The 22,009-nt window shown below is 37.4% G+C and carries 17 protein-coding genes and 2 tRNA genes; 10 read left to right on the plus strand and 9 right to left on the minus strand.

All coding sequences use genetic code 11. The features are described from left to right. Window positions 1–50 precede the first annotated feature (50 nt). From AC4IF5_RS19075 to AC4IF5_RS19085, 3 genes are all read left to right on the plus strand, one after another. Window positions 51–124 (plus strand) — tRNA-Asn (locus tag AC4IF5_RS19075). A 569-nt stretch (window positions 125–693) separates the two neighbouring features. Next, window positions 694–3,876 (plus strand): S41 family peptidase, encoded by a 3,183-nt coding sequence (locus tag AC4IF5_RS19080; protein ID WP_490737337.1) that lies wholly within the window; start codon window positions 694–696, stop codon window positions 3,874–3,876. A 382-nt stretch (window positions 3,877–4,258) separates the two neighbouring features. Beyond that, window positions 4,259–4,332: transfer RNA gene (locus AC4IF5_RS19085), tRNA-Asn, on the plus strand. Window positions 4,333–4,577: 245 nt separating this feature from the next. Here AC4IF5_RS19085 and AC4IF5_RS19090 read toward each other — a convergent pair. From AC4IF5_RS19090 to AC4IF5_RS19115, 6 genes are all read right to left on the minus strand, one after another. Continuing rightward, the gene (locus tag AC4IF5_RS19090) at window positions 4,578–4,925 is read right to left on the minus strand and encodes a helix-turn-helix domain-containing protein (RefSeq protein WP_490737339.1); all 348 of its coding nucleotides are present in this window, start codon (window positions 4,923–4,925) and stop codon (window positions 4,578–4,580) included. After that, the gene (locus tag AC4IF5_RS19095; protein ID WP_490737341.1) at window positions 4,912–5,121 is read right to left on the minus strand and encodes a hypothetical protein; all 210 of its coding nucleotides are present in this window, start codon (window positions 5,119–5,121) and stop codon (window positions 4,912–4,914) included. Before AC4IF5_RS19095 ends, AC4IF5_RS19090 begins: the two co-directional genes overlap by 14 nt. A 124-nt stretch (window positions 5,122–5,245) precedes the next feature. Next, window positions 5,246–5,683 (minus strand): transposase, encoded by a 438-nt coding sequence (locus AC4IF5_RS19100; protein ID WP_490737343.1) that lies wholly within the window; start codon window positions 5,681–5,683, stop codon window positions 5,246–5,248. A 195-nt stretch (window positions 5,684–5,878) separates the two neighbouring features. After that, on the minus strand, window positions 5,879–7,231 hold the full coding sequence (locus AC4IF5_RS19105; RefSeq protein ID WP_490737345.1) for a TlpA family protein disulfide reductase: 1,353 nt from the start codon (window positions 7,229–7,231) through the stop codon (window positions 5,879–5,881). Between the two features lie 202 nt (window positions 7,232–7,433). Beyond that, entirely contained in the window at window positions 7,434–7,601 is a 168-nt protein-coding gene (locus tag AC4IF5_RS19110) for a hypothetical protein (RefSeq protein ID WP_490737347.1), read from the minus strand. Window positions 7,602–7,688: 87 nt separating this feature from the next. Further along, window positions 7,689–9,554, minus strand: coding sequence for a phage tail-like protein (locus tag AC4IF5_RS19115; protein ID WP_490737349.1), 1,866 nt, complete (start codon window positions 9,552–9,554; stop codon window positions 7,689–7,691). A gap of 619 nt (window positions 9,555–10,173) precedes the next feature. Here AC4IF5_RS19115 and AC4IF5_RS19120 point away from each other — a divergent pair. Both AC4IF5_RS19120 and AC4IF5_RS19125 read left to right on the plus strand, forming a co-directional pair. Then, entirely contained in the window at window positions 10,174–11,799 is a 1,626-nt protein-coding gene (locus AC4IF5_RS19120) for an AraC family transcriptional regulator (RefSeq protein WP_490737351.1), read from the plus strand. 263 nt (window positions 11,800–12,062) lie between these two features. Beyond that, window positions 12,063–14,594: a DUF5686 family protein gene (locus AC4IF5_RS19125; protein ID WP_490737353.1), complete on the plus strand. Its 2,532-nt coding sequence runs from the start codon at window positions 12,063–12,065 to the stop codon at window positions 14,592–14,594. A 282-nt stretch (window positions 14,595–14,876) separates the two neighbouring features. Here AC4IF5_RS19125 and rpmA read toward each other — a convergent pair whose 3' ends face one another. Then, on the minus strand, window positions 14,877–15,134 hold the full coding sequence (gene rpmA / locus AC4IF5_RS19130; RefSeq protein WP_027372929.1) for a 50S ribosomal protein L27: 258 nt from the start codon (window positions 15,132–15,134) through the stop codon (window positions 14,877–14,879). An 18-nt stretch (window positions 15,135–15,152) separates the two neighbouring features. Next, a complete protein-coding gene (gene rplU / locus AC4IF5_RS19135) occupies window positions 15,153–15,728 on the minus strand; it encodes a 50S ribosomal protein L21 (protein ID WP_490737355.1) in 576 nt (191 codons plus the stop codon). Window positions 15,729–15,913: 185 nt separating this feature from the next. Between rplU and AC4IF5_RS19140 the strand changes: the two genes are divergently transcribed. From AC4IF5_RS19140 to AC4IF5_RS19155, 4 genes are all read left to right on the plus strand, one after another. Beyond that, window positions 15,914–16,801: a neutral zinc metallopeptidase gene (locus AC4IF5_RS19140; RefSeq protein WP_490737357.1), complete on the plus strand. Its 888-nt coding sequence runs from the start codon at window positions 15,914–15,916 to the stop codon at window positions 16,799–16,801. 119 nt (window positions 16,802–16,920) lie between these two features. After that, a complete protein-coding gene (locus AC4IF5_RS19145; protein WP_490737359.1) occupies window positions 16,921–18,009 on the plus strand; it encodes an acyltransferase family protein in 1,089 nt (362 codons plus the stop codon). Between the two features lie 76 nt (window positions 18,010–18,085). Continuing rightward, on the plus strand, window positions 18,086–18,664 hold the full coding sequence (locus AC4IF5_RS19150) for a MiaE family protein (RefSeq protein ID WP_490737361.1): 579 nt from the start codon (window positions 18,086–18,088) through the stop codon (window positions 18,662–18,664). Between the two features lie 24 nt (window positions 18,665–18,688). Beyond that, window positions 18,689–19,312 (plus strand): DUF502 domain-containing protein, encoded by a 624-nt coding sequence (locus AC4IF5_RS19155; RefSeq protein WP_490737362.1) that lies wholly within the window; start codon window positions 18,689–18,691, stop codon window positions 19,310–19,312. 8 nt (window positions 19,313–19,320) lie between these two features. Here the strand turns inward: AC4IF5_RS19155 and AC4IF5_RS19160 are convergent, their stop codons facing one another. Then, entirely contained in the window at window positions 19,321–20,565 is a 1,245-nt protein-coding gene (locus AC4IF5_RS19160; protein ID WP_490737363.1) for a pyridoxal-dependent decarboxylase, read from the minus strand. 367 nt (window positions 20,566–20,932) lie between these two features. Here AC4IF5_RS19160 and AC4IF5_RS19165 point away from each other — a divergent pair, with 367 nt between their 5' ends. After that, window positions 20,933–22,009, plus strand: a complete 1,077-nt coding sequence (locus tag AC4IF5_RS19165; RefSeq protein WP_490737364.1) for an FAD-dependent monooxygenase — start codon at window positions 20,933–20,935, stop codon at window positions 22,007–22,009.

Consider the following 22,009-nt stretch of genomic DNA (forward strand, 5'->3'; position numbering starts at 1 on the left):
TAGGGTATAAATATTCGTCCTATATTTGCACCACTTAAAACGAAGGACATTCCTCCTTAGCTCAGTTGGTTAGAGCATCTGACTGTTAATCAGAGGGTCGCTGGTTCGAGCCCAGCAGGAGGAGCAGAAAGACTTACAGAAATGTAAGTCTTTTTTTGTGTCTTAATTTTTCAAATATCATTTCATCACCACGTTTTACCTTATACTGTGGAGATCCTGAGACAGCAAAAACGGGAACCCCATTCAATCTTTACCTTATTAAAAAATGACATTACACAGATAAACAGCTTTACCTGTATAAAGTTCAGAATAATTAGTTGGCCATCCTATCCGCTTGTACTGCTCAAAATTTTGGATCAGATTACTGATATCTTTAAAAAAATTGGATATTTGCAACTTATTATTGAATTATTATGGTAGAAAAGTATTTATCTGATTGGCAAAATAAAAACCGTTGCAATAATTTTTTGATCCTGAAATATTCCGGTTATTTATATAGCTTATTTTTAAAGAGTTCTGTTTTTTATCAGTCGGTTTCTTAACCTCTTGAAATTTATTACGTTTCACAAAATCAGATACTGAGATTTCTTGGTTTTAAGAAAAAACTCTTCTTTTCAGAGATTCCTCTTATAACTTCTCCCCCAAAAAACAATCAAACAGCATTATAATACTGCATAAATATCAAATTATCCCATGAAGAAAACCTTTATTTCATTATTAACCGCCTTTGCTATGATCCAATTATCAGCGCAGGAAAAGTCTTATTTTTTATCAAGTCCTTCACTGAGTCCTGATGGAAAAACCGCTTATTTTGCTTATGACGGGGATATCTGGAAAGTAGATTCCAATGGCGGAAATGCATCGAGAATCACAGCTCTGGACGGTGAAGAAATTAACCCCCGGGTTTCTCCTGATGGAAAATGGCTGGCATTCAGCTCCAATCAGTATGGAAATTATGATGTTTATGTAATGCCTGTTGAAGGTGGAACGATCAAACAACTGACCTTTCATACCGGAAAGGACGAAATGGAAAACTGGGGATGGGACAGCAAAACGCTTTATTTTACCTCAAACAGAAATAATAATTTCGGAAGCTTTAAAACAACCATTGAAGGAAAGACTCCACAAAAGCTTTTCAACAATTATTTTAATAATACGAATGGTCTTGCGGAGACCCCTGCCGGAGAATATCTTTTCACAAGCTCATCAGAAAGCGCTCACCAGGTACACCGTAAACGTTATAAGGGGGAAAACAATCCCGATATTTTAGGGTACAATCCAAAGAACAGCTCTTTCAAACAGTATACGAACTATGAAGGAAAAGATTTCAGTCCAAGTGTAGATAAAAATGGAGTCATTTATTTTATTTCTGATGAGAATAATAATGAATACAACCTCTATAAAATTCAGAACGGTGAAAAAACTCCTTTAACCAGGTTTGACACCTCTATTAAAAAGCCTTTTGTTGCCGCAAATGGGTCTAAAGTAATATTTGAAAAGGATTACCAGCTCTATATTTACGATGTCGCTACAAAAAGCGCAAAGGTTCTGAATACCAGTCTGAACACAAATAAAACACTGGAAAAAGAACAAAATTTCAGCGTTGAAAATACCATTTCCTATTATGATGTTTCACCGGATGGTAAGAAAATGGCCTTTGTAAGCCGTGGCGTCCTATTCGTTTCAGATATTGAAGGAAAATTTACCCAACAGGTTTCCGACGGAAAAGAACGGGTAATGGAAGTAAAATGGCTGAAAGATAACCGAACATTAGTATTCAATCAAACCGATAAAGGCTATCAAAACTGGTTCAGTATTTCTGCGGACGGAAAAGGTCAGCTAAAGCAATTGACTCATGACTTGCGTAATAACCGTAACATCACCTTCAATAATGATCTTTCAAAAGCGGTTTATTTAAGTGGTCGTGATGAAGTAAGAGTAATGGATCTGAAGACCCTCAGCTCTACAACCATTGTAAAAGACGAAATCTGGGCTTTCCAAAATTCAAGTCCTTCTTTCTCTCCTAATAATGAATACGTGCTATTCTCCGCCAAAAGGAATTTCGAGCTGGACATTTTCATTTATAACATTAAAAAAGGTCAGACCATCAACCTCACCAACACCGGGGTTTCGGAAGAAGATCCTTTCTGGTCACCCAATGGTAAGTATATTTACTTTGCCAGTGACAGAACCAACCCTTCCTATCCTTTAGGCATGCAGAAATCCAACATTTACCGCATGGCTCTGGATTGGTTTGATGAACCTTATAAATCTGAAAAATTCGACAAGCTTTTTACAGAAGAAAAAAAAGAAACAAAGCCCGATAAAACAGAAAAAGACAGCAAGGACGAAAAAGATAAAAAAGAAGAAAATAAGGATAAAAAGGAGGAGAATAAAGAGCCTGTTATAAAAGAGCTGAAAGTGAATCCGGAAAATACCCTGGAAAGAATTGAACTGGTTACTGACCGGTACGGATATCAGAATGATCCTTCGGTTTTTGCCCATGATAAAAAGGAGATCCTGTTATTCAATTCCAATCAGGATAACGGAAAAAGGCAGCTGTTCAAAAAAGTATTCACTGATTTTGAACCCGCTAAATCTGAGAAAGTATTTGATAAAGCAGCTTCCTATATCACCAAAAATGATAAAAATCTTTTTGCACTCATAGAAGGTAATATTTATAAAATGACTCTGGCGACCCTAAAACCTGAGAAAATAAATATTCAATATTCTTTTAACAAAAATCTGGCATCTGAATTCAGCCAGATGTACGATGAAGCCTGGACCGGCGTTGAAGAAAACTTCTACGATGAAAAGTTCCACGGCATTGACTGGAAAGCAAAGAAGGAGCAGTATGCCAAATATCTCCCGTATGTAAACAACAGAAATGATCTTCGCATTCTGCTTAACGATCTTTTAGGGGAGCTCAATTCTTCACACATCGGATTTTCTTCATCAGGCAAGGAAGAAGCCACATACCTGAACTACTTTACAAATGAGACCGGGATTATCTTTAAAAAAGATGAACCTTATACTGTGGAAAGTATTGTGCGAAAGTCTCCGGCATTCCGTTCCGGGGTTGATGTTAAACCAGGTGATCAGCTGATTGCCGTAAACGGGAAAAATATTGATCCTCGTGAAAGCTCTGAAATGTATTTTACCACCCCCAAAAAACAGGATGAGCTTGTTCTTACTTTCAGCCGCGGAGGAAAAAACATCACAACCAAAGTACATCCGATTTCAAATACGGAATTAAAAGGATTACTTTATGATGAATGGATATTCAACAACCGCCAGCGGGTTAACCAGCTAAGCAATAACCGTATTGCTTATTCATACATGAAAAATATGTCTACCAATGAACTAGACCGCTTTCTTTTGGATATGGTGGAACAGGAAAACAGAAAAGATGCTGTTATTCTCGATCTGCGTTATAACACCGGTGGAAATGTTCATGATAAAGTATTAAACTTCCTTGCCCAGAAACCTTATTTACAATGGAAGTACCGTGAGGGGAAAATGACTGCACAGCCCAATTTTGCTCCTTCCGGAAAGCCTATTGTCCTGCTGATCAACGAGGGCTCATTAAGCGATGCTGAAATGACCGCCGCCGGCTTTAAAGCATTGAAACTGGGCAAAGTTATCGGTCAGGACACGTATCGCTGGATTATTTTCACTTCTGCTAAAAGTTTGGTAGACGGCTCTTCTTACAGACTTCCTTCATGGGGAACTTACACTCTGGATGGGCAGAACCTGGAAAAAACCGGTGTAAAGCCTGATATTTATGTTAAAAATACTTTTATAGACCGACAGCTGGACAAAGATCCTCAGCTGGAACGGGCTATTCAGGAAATACTTAAAGACCTGAAGAAATAAAAAGCAATACGAATAACTATCACTATATGTATTTCCAACGGTCTATAAGGCAAAAAGACCTTATAGTGAATGTTGCCGGAATAATGGCTATTCAGATACCACAAACCCATTTAGCTGCCTGAAATAACGATTCTTTTTCATCGTTATTTCAGGACTAGATCCTGTAAAAGGAACCTGAAAAGCCTCCTTTGAAATGATTTTTCAGAAATTCATGAGCTCTATTCCGATATTTATTTGAGAATATTTAGAATTCAATAAAAAACAATCAAAATATTTCTTATTGAAATTCAATACATTTAGTTAAAAATCACTCAGAATAAGGGAGAAAACTTGCTTCGAACAAATATTCCTATTATATTTGCACCACTTAAACAAAGGACATTCCTCCTTAGCTCAGTTGGTTAGAGCATCTGACTGTTAATCAGAGGGTCGCTGGTTCGAGCCCAGCAGGAGGAGCAAAAAAGACTTACAGAAATGTAGGTCTTTTTTTGGTTTTCTAACAACCGAATAAAATGCTGTTTTGGTAAAATTCCATAAAGAAAGTTTCTTATGACAAATTTATAGAAAAAAGTAATCAGAGTAGATGCTAGCTTTAAAATCCTGACCCTTAATGATAAAGACCAACAGGGAGTAGCTACAGTAGAAGAATACAAGATTATCGTAGGAGCTACAGCAGCAAGATCTTATATTTTGTCTATGAATTAGGTTGATGAGAAATGAGGAGAAACCAAAAATATTTTTTTCCATTTCGCAAGTGTATTTCTGCTTAGTTTAAAATGAATAGCTATTTGGCTGTTAGTCAGTTTATTCTTTTTCTGGTAATCCAGTATTTTGAGTATATCGGATCGGCTATAAGAACGGTGCTTTTGATTAAATATTTCTGATTCCTTATCAGGTTTTCCAAAGATTTTCTCATTCAGCCTGATGATATCAATTGCTGAAAGTGTTGACTTCTCCAGCAGGATGATACATTCTTCCTTCTTATGAGGATATTTTTTATTCAGAATATCGAAGTAAATTTTCTTATAATCGGGACTAGGTTTTTCCATAGTATTTTTTTATTTTTAATTCTACTACCTTATTATCTTTAAAATACAGTATCAGGATAGTTTTTCCTCCTAACCAGTTTCTGTCCAGAATATATTTCCAGACCTCTGATGGATAAAAATTGAATTCATCCCCAAGTTCATCCATAACCTGCTTCCTGTCTTTTCCCAGAAGATAATGGTATTTTTGTTTAATCATTCATTAGGTTTAAAAGTCCTATATAATAGATTTATAAAAAAGGGGCTGCCTTATTTCAAAAACAGTTTAATTTTAATAGCAGATTTCCATAGAGATTCCCAGAAACCGCCTTCTATAATATTCGTTATGATGGCTTCCTATATTTGTTCATCCATTTGTATAGAGTAGTTTTGGGAATATGATACTGTTCCATTACTTGCAGCTTAGTCATTTCTCCGGCAGTTATTTGTTCCAAAATGAAATCTATCAGCTCTCTGGTGTAAATATTCTTGCGAAACTGAGGAAGTGATAATTTTGTTTTTCCAGCTTTCGACTGATTATAATTGATGCCCATCTGAGGTGCATATAGAATAAGGTGCTGGCTATATAGTCTGAAGAAATCGTATCCCAATAGTTTACTCCAGCGTAATAACACTTTGGTATCCAGACTATCTGAGGCATACATTTTTTTGATCTCTTCTTCTGTACACTTTAAAAATTTACAGATGCGGGATAATTCGATCCCACTTTCTGTAACATATTGATAGATTAAATTTCCCATATGGATTTCTTTAAAGTTCATGCTTTCTATTTGTTCTAATGTTGTCACTATGATTATCCTTGTATAAAGTGGCTACCATATGGCAATCCAATTGCCTTACCACAGCTTATGTTGATCCATTTTCAGGGTTCTTTCTCAAAAAATAGTTGTCTCATTGGAAATAACAAACACTTCTATTTCCCTATACGCCTGCATTGATACTGTGTCCATCCTCTTTTATTGAAGAAATCCATTCATTTCCATCAGCGAAACGCCGCGCTTTAAGATGCGCCCCTTATTATCAATTAAAACAAGGGTAGGAGTACCGGTCACACCATAGCTCCGGAAATTAACTCCCTTAAGGCCTTCAAAATCACAATAAGAATCTTTCCATGGAAAGCTCTTTGCCTCACTTTCAAATGATGCTTTGTCTTTGTCCGCTGAAACAGAAATAACTTTCACTCCTGCTGATTTCATTCGTTCATAGCCTGCCGGAAGCTCCTGAAACAAGCTTTCACAAGCCCCACAGCCTGATTCATAAAACACCAGCAGCACCTTTTGATAGTCCTTCCCTGTTAGCTCAGTACTTTTCAGCGATATTTTCTCATCTCTGCCTTCCTTTGGCACCACAAGATCCGGTGCCGGAGACCCGGCCCCATCCCTGTTATAGGCTGCCAGTGAACCTTCATATTTTGCTATTTTGCCAGAAGCCCTTACCAGGGGTGAAATGCCATCAATAAGATCATCTTTTCCTTGCCCTGTAAGAAAGTCGGCTACCCTGCCTGCAAAATCTGTATACAGGTCAGCCCTGTTTATCTTACTGCTTATTTTGGCAAAATCAGCGACAAAGGCATTATCTTCTTTCAGCACTCGTGTATGGATATCTATCCATGAGGAAATCACCGTGCTCCAGTGTCCGGAAGTATAAAGCGCTTCCCAGTCCAGCTCATCAGTTATGTAACCGGCTATATTGCGTGCACGATTCTCTTCCGATTCCTCCATCCTGGTCCCGATGCCCATCGTAATGTTGACAATCCTCAAAAACTCTGTGGAATAGGATTTATCTTTCTTCAGGCTTTCCTGAAGTTTATCATAGGCTTTAACCTGATTCCTGTATTCCTGCTCAAAGACAGGATAATTTTTGTCTGTCTTAGGAAACGCTCTGGAAGCCTGAAGCATGGCATCATGGCGTGCAAATATTTCCTGCTGTTTCTTATAGATGTCATTCATTCTGGCGTTTTCTGTGTTTCCGGTATAGATGACGTTCCCATTGTCAGGCTGCACTGAAAGACAGCTCACTGAAAAATCCCTGCCCGGAATCACCATATCCAATCCGCCTCCTTCCCGGGTACCTGTGATCAGCCAACGGCTCATACCGGTATAAGGTGCATATTCTGCCGGAATTGTAAGGGTAAACTTCCCGTCAGAAGGAATCGTTCCCTGGTATACTCTTTTCGGCTGGCCTCCCTGGAAAATAATAAAATCATAGGTTTTTCCGGCAAAATAGGGAAACTCCATGTTGATCGTTTGGGAAGGATACAAGGACAGGCTGAACAAAAAGAAAAAAATAAATTTTATAGGTGCATTCATATAGTATTAAAGTTTTATTGATGACCTTTATTCAAATAGCTTTCTTTGAAAGGTTTATTAATTATAATTTTATTTAGGGATGGAGAAAAGCATCCTTGCTGGTAAAAAACACAAGACGGTATTTTAAGCAATGCCTTATAGCGTAAATGATAAGTACTGTTGTAATGCTGCAAAAGTCCCTGAGAAAAATTTAGCATTGATCTTAATTCTTCTCTTCCTTTTCCGGAAATTTTTCTTCGGATGGTGGATTTTCTGTAATGAAATTTGAAGAAAGGAAAATATAAAAAACATTCATATAATTCTCATAAATGGTCCGGGATACACTCTGTCTGTACAGCTGTACAGCATGATTACTTTCTTGTGCAGGCATTTGGTTGGATTAATCTCATGATGTTTTTTTGTGAAAACCGGCGGCTTTGCCGCCGGAAAATAGTTAAATGAATACAATCAACAGAATCTATTGTGCGATACAGCGAACACTACTGCCTGCAGCACCATTAATATTGCCGATGTTTACAGAATAGGGAGGATCGGTGAAATGCAACTTTGTTGGGAGAAGGGTCACATGATCCCATGAAGTACTCCAATAAGCAATAGTAGATCCACGAGAATTTAGGGCACCATTTGCGGGTAGGCGGTGTCCGGCGGCAGGGAATGTCAGCTTATTTCCACCACTGATAAACTGTATAGCTGCTCCGAAATTGGTAGGACTCCCACCAAATGTACCAATCTTGACAGTCGCATTGTTTGCAATCAAGTTCTCGAACTGGGCCCTTGTAGGCACTCTAAAACCAGCAGGACATGGGTCGTTAGCTGTCTTGAAGGTGTTCTCCCAGGCACTAGAAGATGCACCCATTGTATTCCAGCCACTGATTGCCTCGGGAGGAGTGCTCGCATTAGCCACAGGAACAGATCTTCCCCATTGATAATAATTTCCATGAATTGCCTGAACAGGCACATCCGGATCCAGGCTCGTATCAGCACCCAGGTTATGTCTCATCCATGGCTGGGGATTGCCAGGCATCACGATGGTTTGCCCGGTTGACACCGTAGTATTTACATTACATGACACCCCTCCAAACGAAACCGGAACACTCATCGCTCCCGAGCTGGAAGGAGTCCCCGATACGTTATACACTAAGCTTCCTCCACCTGTAGCCAGGGTACCTGTAGGAAGGGTGAAGGTAAGACCGTTATGGATAAAGGATGACTGAGGATAATCCCCTCCGTTACCTCCGGTATATGGCACCGTCAGCGTTCCACTGTAGGCTGTTCCCTGGGAAATTGATGCCGGGGAAAATGCCGCAGAGCCACAATTCAGCGAACTTATAGAGGCAGATAACGCAGTGACAGGAATGCTGAAACTGCATGACTGACCTGCTACCGATATCCCGAAAGTGGCTGTTCCCAATGAATTTGGGGTCCCTGTTATATTGAATACTAGGTTGCCGTTACCATTGTTCAGAGCTCCGGCGGAGAGACTTGCAACAAGCCCGCTAACCCCTGTCGAGTTGAAGGTCATTGCCTGATAGGAACTACCGTTACCTCCTTCATAAGGAACCGTAGTCGTTACGCCGCTGGCAGCCACCCCTGCATACAATCCACCTGAGGTCACTGCTGAAGCACAGTTTAACACAAAAACAAAAGGAGGGGTAGCATTCGATGAGCAAAGAGATCCCCATTTAGGAGCAGTCTCAACAGAAGAGTCATTGACCATCAGGCAGCCTGTCTCATTAGCAAAGCAATCCGTACAATATACAATCAGCCCTAAAGCAGGATTTACAATGGCATCCATCTGCGCTTTGGTCATCCTTGGAGGGAGAAAACCCCTCGTTGTGCTTTGCAGCTCCAGGATTGAAGAGGGATGAGAAGCGCTAACACCTATCCCAACTCTTCCATTCACAAATCCTAACGTACTCTCAGCCATATCCATTGTACGAGGGTTGGTAAGCGTTCCATTAGAATTGTAAATATTATTCCCCAGCCCAATCTTACTCCATTGGTTAGATAATGCATTGAAATAGTAGTACCCCGGAGCATCCACATTAACAGTCTGACCCGTATCATTACCTGGTGAAACAGCTTCTGTTACATACACGATTGCTCCATCCTGAAGACTTCCGTACTGCCCTGTACCGGATGCAGCAAACAGAGCATCCCCGATAAGCCTCGGGGCAATTATGCCTTCAGGACTGCTCCCGTCAGTATTCTTGGCTACCACATCCAGAGTAGCATTTGGAGAGGCCGTATTCATACCTACCTGCCCCTGTACCATGACCGTGAGAAATACACCTGCCATCAATAATAAATTTTGTTTTTTCATCGCTATAATTGTTTAATGTTAAAAAATTATTTAATACACCATTAAAACACACTGTTTTGTGAAACTCACCTGCTATTTCAAAATGATATACTGCACATACAGCTCCTCTATAGTTAGAACCGCACCCGGTCCTTGCAATCTCAAACAAAAAGTATGGAAAGGAAACAGTAACAATAAGAAACACCCCCTTCCATAAAAAAGGAAGAGGTTTATTTTCTTAGGGGAACAATAATTCATCAATTGCATTTCTATCGTGTGCCTGATTAACAATCTGAAAAAAATCAATAAAAATTTCTCTTTTTATTGGATAAATTTCTGATGCGAAATTAGTTGTGGCAAATAACCGTGACAAATTAATAATGGAATGATTACAGAAAAAATGAAAAACAACAAGCATTAAAAAACATGTTTTACAAATTTTAACACATGATAATCAATTAGTTGACAGCGACAAGGATCATATTGAAATAATTCCGAAACACAATTAAAAGTTCAAAGTATAATATCTAATTTTGTTTTTATATAAAAACATTGAAAAATACTGATTATGGAAAAATTTCTACATTTCTTAAGTTTAATAAGGAGATTATTTTTCTGTAAATTTTTACAAAAAAAAATAATGTTGCTTTTCATTTTATTTTTATTTCAGCTTTTATCAGCATCACAACCTACCCGGCAAAGTATTGATAAAAGATTGAACGAACTTAAAGATGCAAATTTCAAACAAACCATAACCACAAATACTGCAATTTCCATTGCAGATCAGTGCTATAAAGATTCAAAACTGATAAAATATAGTTACGGAATCAGACTCAGCGGCTTAAGCCTTGCCTTTTTATATTACAGCAAAGGAGATTTTGAAAAGTCTATCAAAATTTCAGATGAGATAGAAAACTTAGTGGAAAAATCCAGTGATAACTATATCATTGCCACTGAATTTTATAAGAACAGGGCATTGAACTATACAATTCTGGGGTTGTCAGGTGAAAGCTACCGGGAGTACCAGAAGGCTCTCAAAATGGCAGAAAAAATACCGGATAATGATGAAAGATATTACAGAATATCTGCCATATACGTTGATCTTTCATATTATTATGCCCAATCTCCCCAGCCTTCTGAAGAAAAATTTATAGACTATTATTTATTAAAAGGGCTGAAAGTAGGAGAGCTTATAAGTAAAGACGGCAAGCTGGCAGAAACAGGAGCCAGAAATGAATGGATCATTATGCTAAACTACTTTTTAGGCACTAACTATATGACAGCCAGAGAGCCTGATATGATCCTGGCCAGAAAATATTTTATGCATGCCCAGGAAATATATGAAACCTCTGACACCAAAATGATCGCAGAAAATGAAGTGAGATTTCTTTCTTTTTTATGCAGGTTTTATTATACAGACAAAAATTTTGAAAAAGCTATTGAATTTGGCCAAAAAGCATTAAAAGCAAGTCAAAAAGCATCTTCCCCGGGAGATAGAAAAAATATTTATGAGTTCCTGTCCAAATCATACCTCGAGCTAGGAAAGAAAAAAGAATCACAGGAGTATATGGATGCTTATTTCAGACTTAGTGACAGCATCAATAGGAGTATTAAAGTCAGGGCTGATCAATCAGCTGAAAAAATAATTTCCAAAAAAGAAAAAGATGGTACTAAAAAAATCAATCTGATTATATACATTGCCTCAGGTACTATTATCCTGCTTGTTACGATTACTTTCTTAGTATGGAAGAGGAATATCAAAAAACTGCACAGGAGTTATCAAAAGGTTATAGATCACCTTAAAACAGAAAAAAACGAGGACATGGCTGAAGAAAAAATACCTGAAAAAAAATCAGAGAAAGAATCATATAGCCTTAATATATCAAATGAAACCCAGCAGCAAATTCTGTCTAAACTGAGCACATTCGAAAGATCTTTGGAATTCCTGCAAAAGGATATTACACTTACTCTTCTTGCCCATCAGCTTAATACCAACCCTAAATATCTTTCAGAGATCATAAAAATCAACAAAAACAAAACTTTCAGCAGCTACATTAATGGTTTAAAAATCAACTATATAACCAAAAAATTATTCAAAAACTCTTTATATCGGGAATACAAAATAAGCTATCTGGCTGAGGAATGTGGTTATTCTTCTTCTCAGGTTTTCGTAATTGCCTTCAAGAAAGAAACAGGAGTTACTCCTTCTTATTTTATTAAGAATCTTAAAAAAGATAGTACTCAAATTTCAGCTAACAATAAATAGGACAACCGCATGGCTCAGCTCATGTATAAAAACTGTGAATAGCAAAATTTTTAGTTCACTTCCCTATCTACATTATAAACTTTGACCATATTAGTATTTCATTCTAAAATTGATTACCGTCAAATGGATTATTATCACAATATTTTATCGTTATTTTCGCTACATTTGCCGTTTTACATAGAACAGTAAAAATATTTTATTTTTTTATGTATTTTTTTAATAATCTGCATACTTTTTGTTTTGCTAATTGCCTGAAGAAACGAATGATGTTAAATAATAATTCTAAAAAACACTATTTTTTATTTTTTTTTCTGATACTTACCGGATCAGTATATGCCCAGAACCGGGTCAGTGGCAGGATTGTCGATGAAAAAAGCAAAAAGGAACTTAGCAAAGTTGACATCTTTATCAACAATAATACGACTCCTTCCCTTACTACTACATCCGGCAGTTTTAGTGTTCAGTCGGACAGCATCATCCATACCTTAAAATTTTCCAGAAAAAGCTATACTACAGAAACGCTAGAAATCACTCCTGAGAATGCCGAAAATATTTTCGTACAGCTTTCCCAGGCTAAAGTAAGTGATATCCAGGAAATTGTCATTCAGAGCGGAAAACCCAAATACAAAAACAAAAAAGAAAACCCGGCTTACGCTATCATGCAAAAAGTATGGGCTCAAAAAAGAAATAACGGACTTGAAAAGTTTGATACCTATTCGTTCAAAGAATATGAAAAGACCCAGTTTGATCTGAACAATCTGGATAGCGCATTCATGAAAAGGAAGATCTTCAATAAGCTGGACTTCATTTTCGATTATGCAGATTCTACTGCCAGCGGCAGACTGGGACTTCCGATCTTTCTGAATGAAGCTGTTTATGAAAATTATGGTAAGAACAAACCTGATAAGGACAGCAAAAGAACATTGGTGGCTCAGAAAACTTCCGGATTCCAGGACAATCAGGTCATTACCGTTTCGGCTAAAAACCTGTACCGGGATATCAATATTTATGATAATACCCTCAATTATTTTGATATAGGATTTCAGAGTCCTGTAGGAACAGATGGTTTCAGCACCTATGATTATAGCCTGGTAGATACTATTTCTATCCGTGGCGAGCAGGCTTTTCAGATAAGATATCAGCCTAAAAGAAAAGATATTCTTGCTTTCCAGGGTAACCTTTATATTGACACAGATACTTATGCGGTTTTAGGCGCCACCTTAAAATCAACACAAAAGATCAACGTAAACTTCGTCAACAGTGTGTATACTCAGTTGGAATATGACAATCCTGACGAAACAACATTCCTCCCTAAAAAACTGGTTACAGAATTTGAAATGAGCCCTTTCTCAAAAAAGAAAGGATCCAAAAGCATTATAGCTAAGAGATCGGTAGATTATTCCGACTACGAGTTTAATAAACCTCTCGATCCTAATGTATTCAAACGAAAGGAGGAGGAATATGAAGATAAATTTACCAATAAGGATGATACTTACTGGACAAAAGCCAGACCTGATAGCTTATCCAAATCAGAGCAGGGCGTTTATGACATGCTCGATCAGCTTCAGCAGACTCCAAAGTTCAACAGAATGGTAAAGCTGTTTGAAACGCTTGGTTCCCGCTATTATAATGCCTTTAAAGGGATAGATATCGGCCCTATTTTCTCGATATACGGAAGAAATGAGGTAGAAGGTGACAGAATAAGATTAGGAGCCAGATCATACTTTGGATTAAATGATCCGTGGAGGGTTCAGTTCTATACAGCTTACGGATTTAAAGATCAACAGGTAAAATACGGTGTTGATGCACGGTTTATGTTCAACAGGCTGAACCGTTTTATGATTGGGGCCGGAACCAGCCGGGATATCGTTCAGCTTGGCGGACAGCTCACATCAGGTGACGGGCTTGCATCCCGTTCTTCATCTTCCAGCACCTTTTTTGCAAGGGGAGAAAATATTTCTTTAAGTTCAGTAAATCAGACTAATGTATTTGCTGCCATAGAACCATGGAAGAACATACAGATAAGGGTTGACGGCGTAATGCAGAGTATTAAATCCGCCATTCCCGAGAAGTTCAACCTCATGTATTACCAGGATGGAAACCTGAGAAAAACGGTCAACGATTCCCATGTAACGATCAGTTTAATTGCAAAACCGGGAGCTAAGTTTTCCCAAACCGGAATAGACCGGTACCAGGCCAGAAATTTAGCCCCTACCATTGTTTTAAGATATACCCGTGGGATAGAAGGTCTTTTCAATGCTGATTTTAATTATAACAAGCTTCAGTTTATGTTAGAAAAGCCGTTTTTGATAGGAAGCCTGGGGAAAATGGTTGTTAATTTCGAAGCAGGAAAGAATTTTAACACAGTTCCTTTAGCATTACAGAATATCATTCCGGCCAACCTCTCCTATGGTTTGGTGCCCTATACCTTTTCACAGCTTAACTATTATGAATTTGTAGCGGATGCTTATACGACTCTTCATCTGGAACACCATTTTAATGGTAAAATTCTTTCTTATATTCCTTTGATCAAAAAGCTGAAGCTCAGGGAAGTTGCTTTTATCAGAGGAGCATACGGAACCTTAAGCGATGCTTCTAAAGCCATTAACGTTGAAGGATTCAAATATTCAGCTCCAAGCGAGCATATCTATTATGAGTATGGATTTGGTATTGAAAATATAGGAATTGGCAACCTTAGAATATTCAGGGTTGATTTTAACTGGAGAGGAAACTATCTTGACAGACCGGATATCTCAAAATTCGGAGTGAAGGCAGGTTTTCAGGTAGGATTTTAAACAAAACAATATAACGGACAAAATCGGGCGGCTTCTTCGAAGCCGCCCGTTCTTATTTAATTTAAAGAAATACAGAAAGGGTCAACTACTTCATTAAACCATAATTGCTATTACCATGTAACCACTCTGTATCATTCTATAGCTATTGCTATCATGTTCCCGAACATACATAATCTCTTTCCGCCTCTGATCAATCCTATGCCACTATCTGTTTCATATTTACATAACAAAAAATCCTCAGCGCATTTGCTGAGGATTTAATTTTTATAAAACGCTTAAAAATTATGCGTTTGGTTCTACAGATACGAAAGATCTGTTGTTTGCTTTTTTTCTGAAAACTACTTTACCATCTACTAATGCAAACAAAGTGTGGTCTTTACCGATTCCCACGTTATCACCTGGGTGGTGCTGAGTACCTCTTTGTCTAACAATAATATTTCCGGCAATAGCTGCTTGTCCTCCGAAAATCTTCACACCTAATCTTTTAGAGTGAGACTCTCTACCGTTCTTGGAACTACCGACTCCTTTCTTGTGTGCCATTTTATTAGTGGATTATTATTATTTGTTAAGTGCTTTAAAAGATTCGATATTCTTAACGATTGCCGCATCTACATCTTCATGAGTAAGAACATCTTTACCTAATTCAGCTTTTACCTCTTTACCTAAAGCGATTAAAGCTTCTCTGTTTTCTTTAGACTGAGACAATCCGTTTTTCTTTAAGTGATAGTTCAGCTCGTGATCTTCACCAAAGTTAACAGTTGCATGGTCAGAAAGAACTTCACCTTTCACAGTTTCTTTTTTAGCAGCTTTTTTTGCTCCTCCTTCAAAACCTGTAATACCAGTGATTACGATTTGAGTTAAAGATTGTCTGTGACCGTTTTTCACTTTGTAACCTTTTCTTCTTTTCTTTTTGAAAACGATTACTTTATCAGCTTTTACGTGGTCAAGGATCTCTGCTTCCACAGTGATTCCGTTTACAGCTGGGGCGCCTACAGTGATTGCACCGTTTACAGTAAGAAGTACTTTATCGAAAGAAACTTTTCCTCCTTTGTCTCCTTTTAAACGGTTTACAAACAACTTCTGGTCTTGCTCAACTTTATATTGAAGCCCTGCTATTTCTACAATTGCAAACATTGTTTATAAATTTTTAGTTATTTCGAGGTGCAAATATACAAATAAAAATCTAAATAGCTTACAATCAAAGCAATGTTTTTTGCAATAATTATCCTATTCACTATATTTTGAATAATTTTTTGCAATAATGTATTCACAATTAAGAGATAATTTCATATATTCGTTTTACCAAATTAAATTTTAATATGAAAAAAAACTTTAATCTCTGCTTATTAGCAGGCGCCATTGCTGTAACTTCATTGACAGCATGTAGTGATGATCAGATGGATAACAGTGCTCAACCTCAACAAGAGACACTCAACGCAAAAATCGATCAGCCCGGAGATCTTGAAAAAAGCTGCTCTTATGTGGACAGCTACTGGAGCACTAATTCAGTTTTAATGACTGGACTTCAAAACTCTGCAGACACCAATTTTATGAATTCACAAATGACTAAAATTGCAAGCATGTGGGGAAGAAGCAATCCTACTTTACGTTTTGTCAATGACCCTACAAATTTTAACTCTACCTACAATGCTATCTCTTATAGTAATGGAAGAATTTATTATGGGTATGCCATTTACTATGATGCAAAATCAAAAGGCGGAGATATCGTAAACGCAATGATTCTTGCCCATGAGTACGGACATCAGCTGCAGTATATCTTTAATCTCCCTTCCGTATCAGAATCCACCTACAGACCCAACGAGCTGGAAGCAGATGGTTTTGCAGGATACTATTTAAGAAGACCAAATGGTTACAATAAAACCAACTTCTCAGAGATTGCAGCAGCTTATGAATTTGCTCAAAGCATAGGTGACTATCAGACCAACAACGTCAATCACCACGGAACACCTGCACAAAGAAGATCCGCTGTTCGTCTGGGATTCCTTTTAGGACAGTATGACCTTTCCGCTTCCAATTTTGATTACAATTTCTTCTATTACTATCAGGGAGTCCTGAACGGCACCTATAAGATGGCTAAAAACACAGTAAATCCGGAGATTGACGCTTACATGAGTCAATATATTGATGAATTGAGAAAAATTCAGTCCGGGGAAATTTCTGCGGAAGAATTTAAAAATCTTAAATAACGCAAACATTCATTTTTAGCATATTTTAAGAAAGGAGGCAGGCTATTTGTTCTGCCTCTTTTTATTTGTCTTGAAAAATAACGGAAGTTTATTTACTTTTGACCCATATCCTATTTATAATGAACAGAGATCTCTACATTGACTTTGCTAAAGGGCTGGCAACACTCTCCATCATATTCATCCATACAGCGTTCTGGTCCGGACAATTCTATATTCCCGCAGAAGTAAGGGTATTCTCTCTTGTTTTTGATGTAGCTCTTTTCTATGCGCTCAGTGGGATTACTTCAGGAGCCAATATTGAAAAAACTTTTTACAGATTGCTGAAACTGCAGATTACCTATATGATCTTTGTAACCTTCCTTTTCTTTTTAGATTACTTCTTTAAAGTCTTTGGACTTACTTTCTTCTCCATAGAGTGGCTTCAGAATTTTTACTCAACATTCGGATCCAAATACTCAGCCACAAACATTTCCGCTTCTCCACAGTGGCAGAATCTTGGGAACTGGTATGTCCACCAATACACTAATGCGGATACTTTCCCTGTGGTTATGGGAAGCTTCTGGTATCTTAAAGTGTATTTTATTCTCACCGTATTCGGGGTATTGATTTTAAGGTTTTTTCCCAAGCACATCAACTGGTTCATTGGACTTTGTATCACCTTAACGTTATTATTCAATATCTTCCCTGAATATTACCCGACGGGACAGGCAGGCTATGTCACATTTTATCTCGCGGTATTTTTAGCAGGCAACAGAATGCGTGGAAAAAGGATTCCCGATAAGATAGTCCCTGTTTTATATGCCCTGGTGGCAGGACTTCTGATATGGATGTTCTGGTATTACGGGAATGAGATCTTTTACAAAATCAATAAAAATAAATTTCCTCCAAAGATCCCTTATATCATTTGGGCACAATTCTCTCTGGTAACTCTGTTTGTTCTATATAACAGATTAAAGATCACAAAAGAAAATTTCATTACTCACATTGGTAAAAATGCCATTTTCTTCTACTTTGCCCAGGGAATAAGCTCATCGCTGGTTTATTTTCTGGTAGTTCCGTTAAAAGAAAATATGCCCTGGTGGCTTCTGATGATCATCATTTATGGTATTAATATCCTTCTGGCATTTATTATCTCAGCAGGCCTGAAAAAGGTAGATGCTTCAGGATGGAATATTTTGGAATTCCTAAGAAGAAAGACCGCTTCTTAATACTTTGGGGATCAAATTGAAATAAAGTCACATTTCTTACTTCAATTTGTTTTAAATTTACAAAAAATTTTACAACATGTTTAAGTTGAAACTCCCTACCGACCCAAGGTGGGCAAATATTGCAGAAGGAAACATTGAAGAAATTTTAACGGATCATGCATGGTGCGAACAAAAAGCAGCGACCAACGCTATTGGCCTGATCACAATGCTTCCTGAATATCCGGAGATCGTTACAGAACTTCTTGCCATTGCACAGGAAGAGCTTGACCATTTTAATCAGGTCCATGAGATCATCAAAAAAAGAGGCTATACTTTTGGAAGAGCCCGAAAAGATGATTATGTGAATGAGCTGGCAAAATTTATCATTCAGGGAAGCAGAGAGGACCTCATCGCAGACAAAATGCTTTTTGCCGCAATGATCGAGGCCAGAAGCTGTGAAAGGTTTAAAGTTCTTACTGAAAACATCAAGGATGAAGAGCTTAAGGTCTTCTACAGAGAACTCATGATTTCTGAAGCCAACCACTACACCACATTCATCGGATTTGCAAGGCAGCTTGGAAATCCTGAAAAGGTAAACCAGCGTTGGGAAGAATGGCTGGAATATGAAGCTAGCATTATTAAATCCTATGGAAACAAAGAAACCATTCACGGCTAAACTATAAACAGTAAAAAACAGACATTGAAGAAACCAACCTTTGAAAGTATTGCCAATGTATTTCTGAAAAACTTTTTTCAGGGACTGGTTATTATCGGACCTATCGGACTTACCATTTTTGTGATCTGGTATATTGTCAGTGCAATCGATAATCTTATCCCTTCCCTGGCAAAACAGATTCCAGGGCTTGTTTTCGTCTCAATTATATTGTTTACTGCTATTTTAGGCTACCTGGGAAACAAGTTTGTGGTGGGAAAATTCTTTTTCGACACCATGGACAGCTTACTGGAAAAGACTCCCGGAGTAAAGCACATCTACACTCCTACAAAAGATGTAATGTCTTCATTTGTAGGTGATAAGAAAAAATTCAACGATCCGGTATGGGTAAAGACCAATGAGAATCCGGAGATCTGGAGAATCGGTTTTCTGACGCAAAAAGAAATGTCAGACGTTGACAAACATAATTATGTTGCGGTATACCTTCCCCATTCCTATGCGATTTCGGGATGGGTAATTGTTACTGAAGAAAAAAACATCAAGCCTGTAGTGGGAATGACCGCCGCTTCTGCCATGAAGTTTGCGGTAAGCGGCGGTGTAGCTGGTTTTAATTCTGTAGATGACCCTAATATATTTAAATCAGCAGACTAGCTGATTGTTTATTTAATAGAGCCTGCTATTTGTCTTTCTTTTTTTAAATCAGCCAAAAAGCTATCTATCAATTCTTTTTTGACATGGCTCATTACAACTACTTTCCTCCATTGTGGATGTAAATAATTATCTGCTACAAGGTAGTACTTTTCAGCAAGGTCTTCAGATATTTCATTAGAATCAATCGTAACAATATTCATGTTAGGATTTCTATAATATTTAATCCCCATCTCATCCAAAGCATCACATAAATAATTTGTCCGATTTATCAATTGCTGTATTACATGAGTCCAACCATCAGATCCATGGGTCATCAGTATCATCCACATAGAGATGGCATTCGCTCCGGACCGGCTGCCACAAAGCGTAAAATCAGACCCATATACATATGCTGCTTCTTTTGTCTGTACATATTCTATCAATGACTTTCTGCATAAAAAAACACCTGTTCCATAAGGTGATTGCAGCATTTTATGTCCATCAATAGTAATAGAGCTAATCTCAGGATTCGAAAAGTCCAAATCGTTCTTTTGTGCAGAAAAAGGATAAATAAATCCTCCAAATGCCGCATCAACATGTACAAAGTAATGTTTAAAATACTGTTTGACCAGCGTAAGGAAGGTCTCCGGAGAATCTACACTTCCAAATATTGTAGTTCCCATTGAAAGATGTACTATCAGATATCGAATACCCTTGTTGTATGCTTCTTCCAGCTGACTTTTAAGATCATCTGACAAAATTTGTCTGGTACGATGGTCTACTTTTACAACAATCGGATGAACTCCTAATAAATTAGATCCTTTATAAACTGAGTAATGGGCATCTTCTGAAAATATTACACCTATCTCTTCAATCTTAGCATTTTCCTCTTGCATAAAATAATTCCGGTACATCCATTGCGCCTGAATATTTGCCTCTGTACCTCCGGGAGCCACATAGCCATCATAGCTTGATTCTTCTGCACACAGGATCTCCACAGCACAAATCCTAAGAAGATCTACTTCAAGCCGCTGTGTACCAGAAAAGTATTTTTCACCATCATTATAAGTATGACAGCCAATATGATTAGGATTATTCACCAAAACTGAAAGAAACGCAGCTTCTTTCAAGAATGGAAAATTATAAAATTGTTCCTGATCCAGATATGTTCCTGGAAGACCAAGAATAGGTTCAGTGTTGTAGTTTAAGTTTTTGTTTAATGCATCAAAAACTTTTTCCCTAATTGTTGTTGTAGGAAGCTTTGGCCAATACATATTTTCTGGTTTAAAGTTTAGCAGAACGATCCTATTCTATCAGAATAGAATAATTTTTTCAAAAGTACATTTTTTTTAGAACGAATGAAAATTGTTTATCAATCAGTGATCGTGTACAATTATCTTCCAGATAAATATAATGTAAAACCCACCTTAATAATCTTTAAAAATTATTTTCTTTCAATAATTAAAAATTATTCATATTTTCTTAATAAATTTGCTTTTCCGAACACATATTCATCAAAAATTTATTTTTCCGCAATATAATACATACAATGAATGTTTTTAATCTAATTTTGTACAGACTTAAATGAAAAAAGTTTAAAAAACATGTAAACACCAACCTGAAAAATCTGTTATTCCGAAAATGAAAAAAATTGCTGTCGTGGGTGCCGGTATTTCCGGCTTAAGCATGGCGAATTACTTAGAAAAGCACAAGATTGATTACCATATCTACGAAAGAAGAAAGAAAGAAGATCTTGCAGGCCATGGTTTCCTTATTCCTCAGGAAGGAATTGAATATCTTACTCAGATCATTGACCGCTCACAGCTCTTTCAACATGGAAGTTTCCTGAAAAAGTACATACAGTATTCCCACACAGGAAAAGTGCTTGCAGAAAAGGATCTCAACAATATTTTTGCTATCTCAAGGCATTCGCTCATCAATCTCTTAGCCCAAAATATATCTCCTGAGAAAATAACATATGAAGAAACAGTCATTCCCTGTAATCAGAAAAAGGGAAAGCTGAAGCAATCAGACGGATCCTATATTGATGCTGATATTGCTGTTATTTCAGATGGGTCCAAAAGCCGTATCAGAAAAGCTCTTTTTGAAAAGGAGAAAATGAGGAAGGTAAGAGAAAATGAAGTGGTCAATATCATTAAAAATCAAGAGATCGCAGACACTATTGAAAATGATTTTATGAAGTTCCATCATGAAGATGGCGGACTTACTTTTGGGATTCTTAAGCTTTCTGATGATACCGTTTTATGGTATTCACAGTTTGACAATGAAAAATACCGGATCAATGAATACTCCAGGGAGCGTTTGAGAAAATACATGCTTGAAATTTTTGACAAATGGCATCCTTTGGTCCCATCCATTATAAAGCAATCAGATTATGAAAGCATGCATTTATGGTGTGTCTATGAATTGGAAAAACTGAATCCTTTTTACAAGGACAATATTGTTTTCATTGGAGATGCCGCTCATCCCCTGATCCCGTTTACAAGCCAGGGAGTCACTTCTGCGCTGAAGGACGCATTTTTTCTGACTAAATATTTAGTTGAAGAAAACAATACAGGAAAAGCTTTCAGCAGGTATGAAGCAGAGAGAAAACCGGAAATAGAAGTCCATATCAATAATGGAAGAGCATTACTGAATCAGTTCCTGCTCCCGCTTGATCAACACAAAGAAAATATTCTACCTATATCTTATAAATAA

Source organism: Chryseobacterium sp. UF-290, from assembly GCF_058245615.1.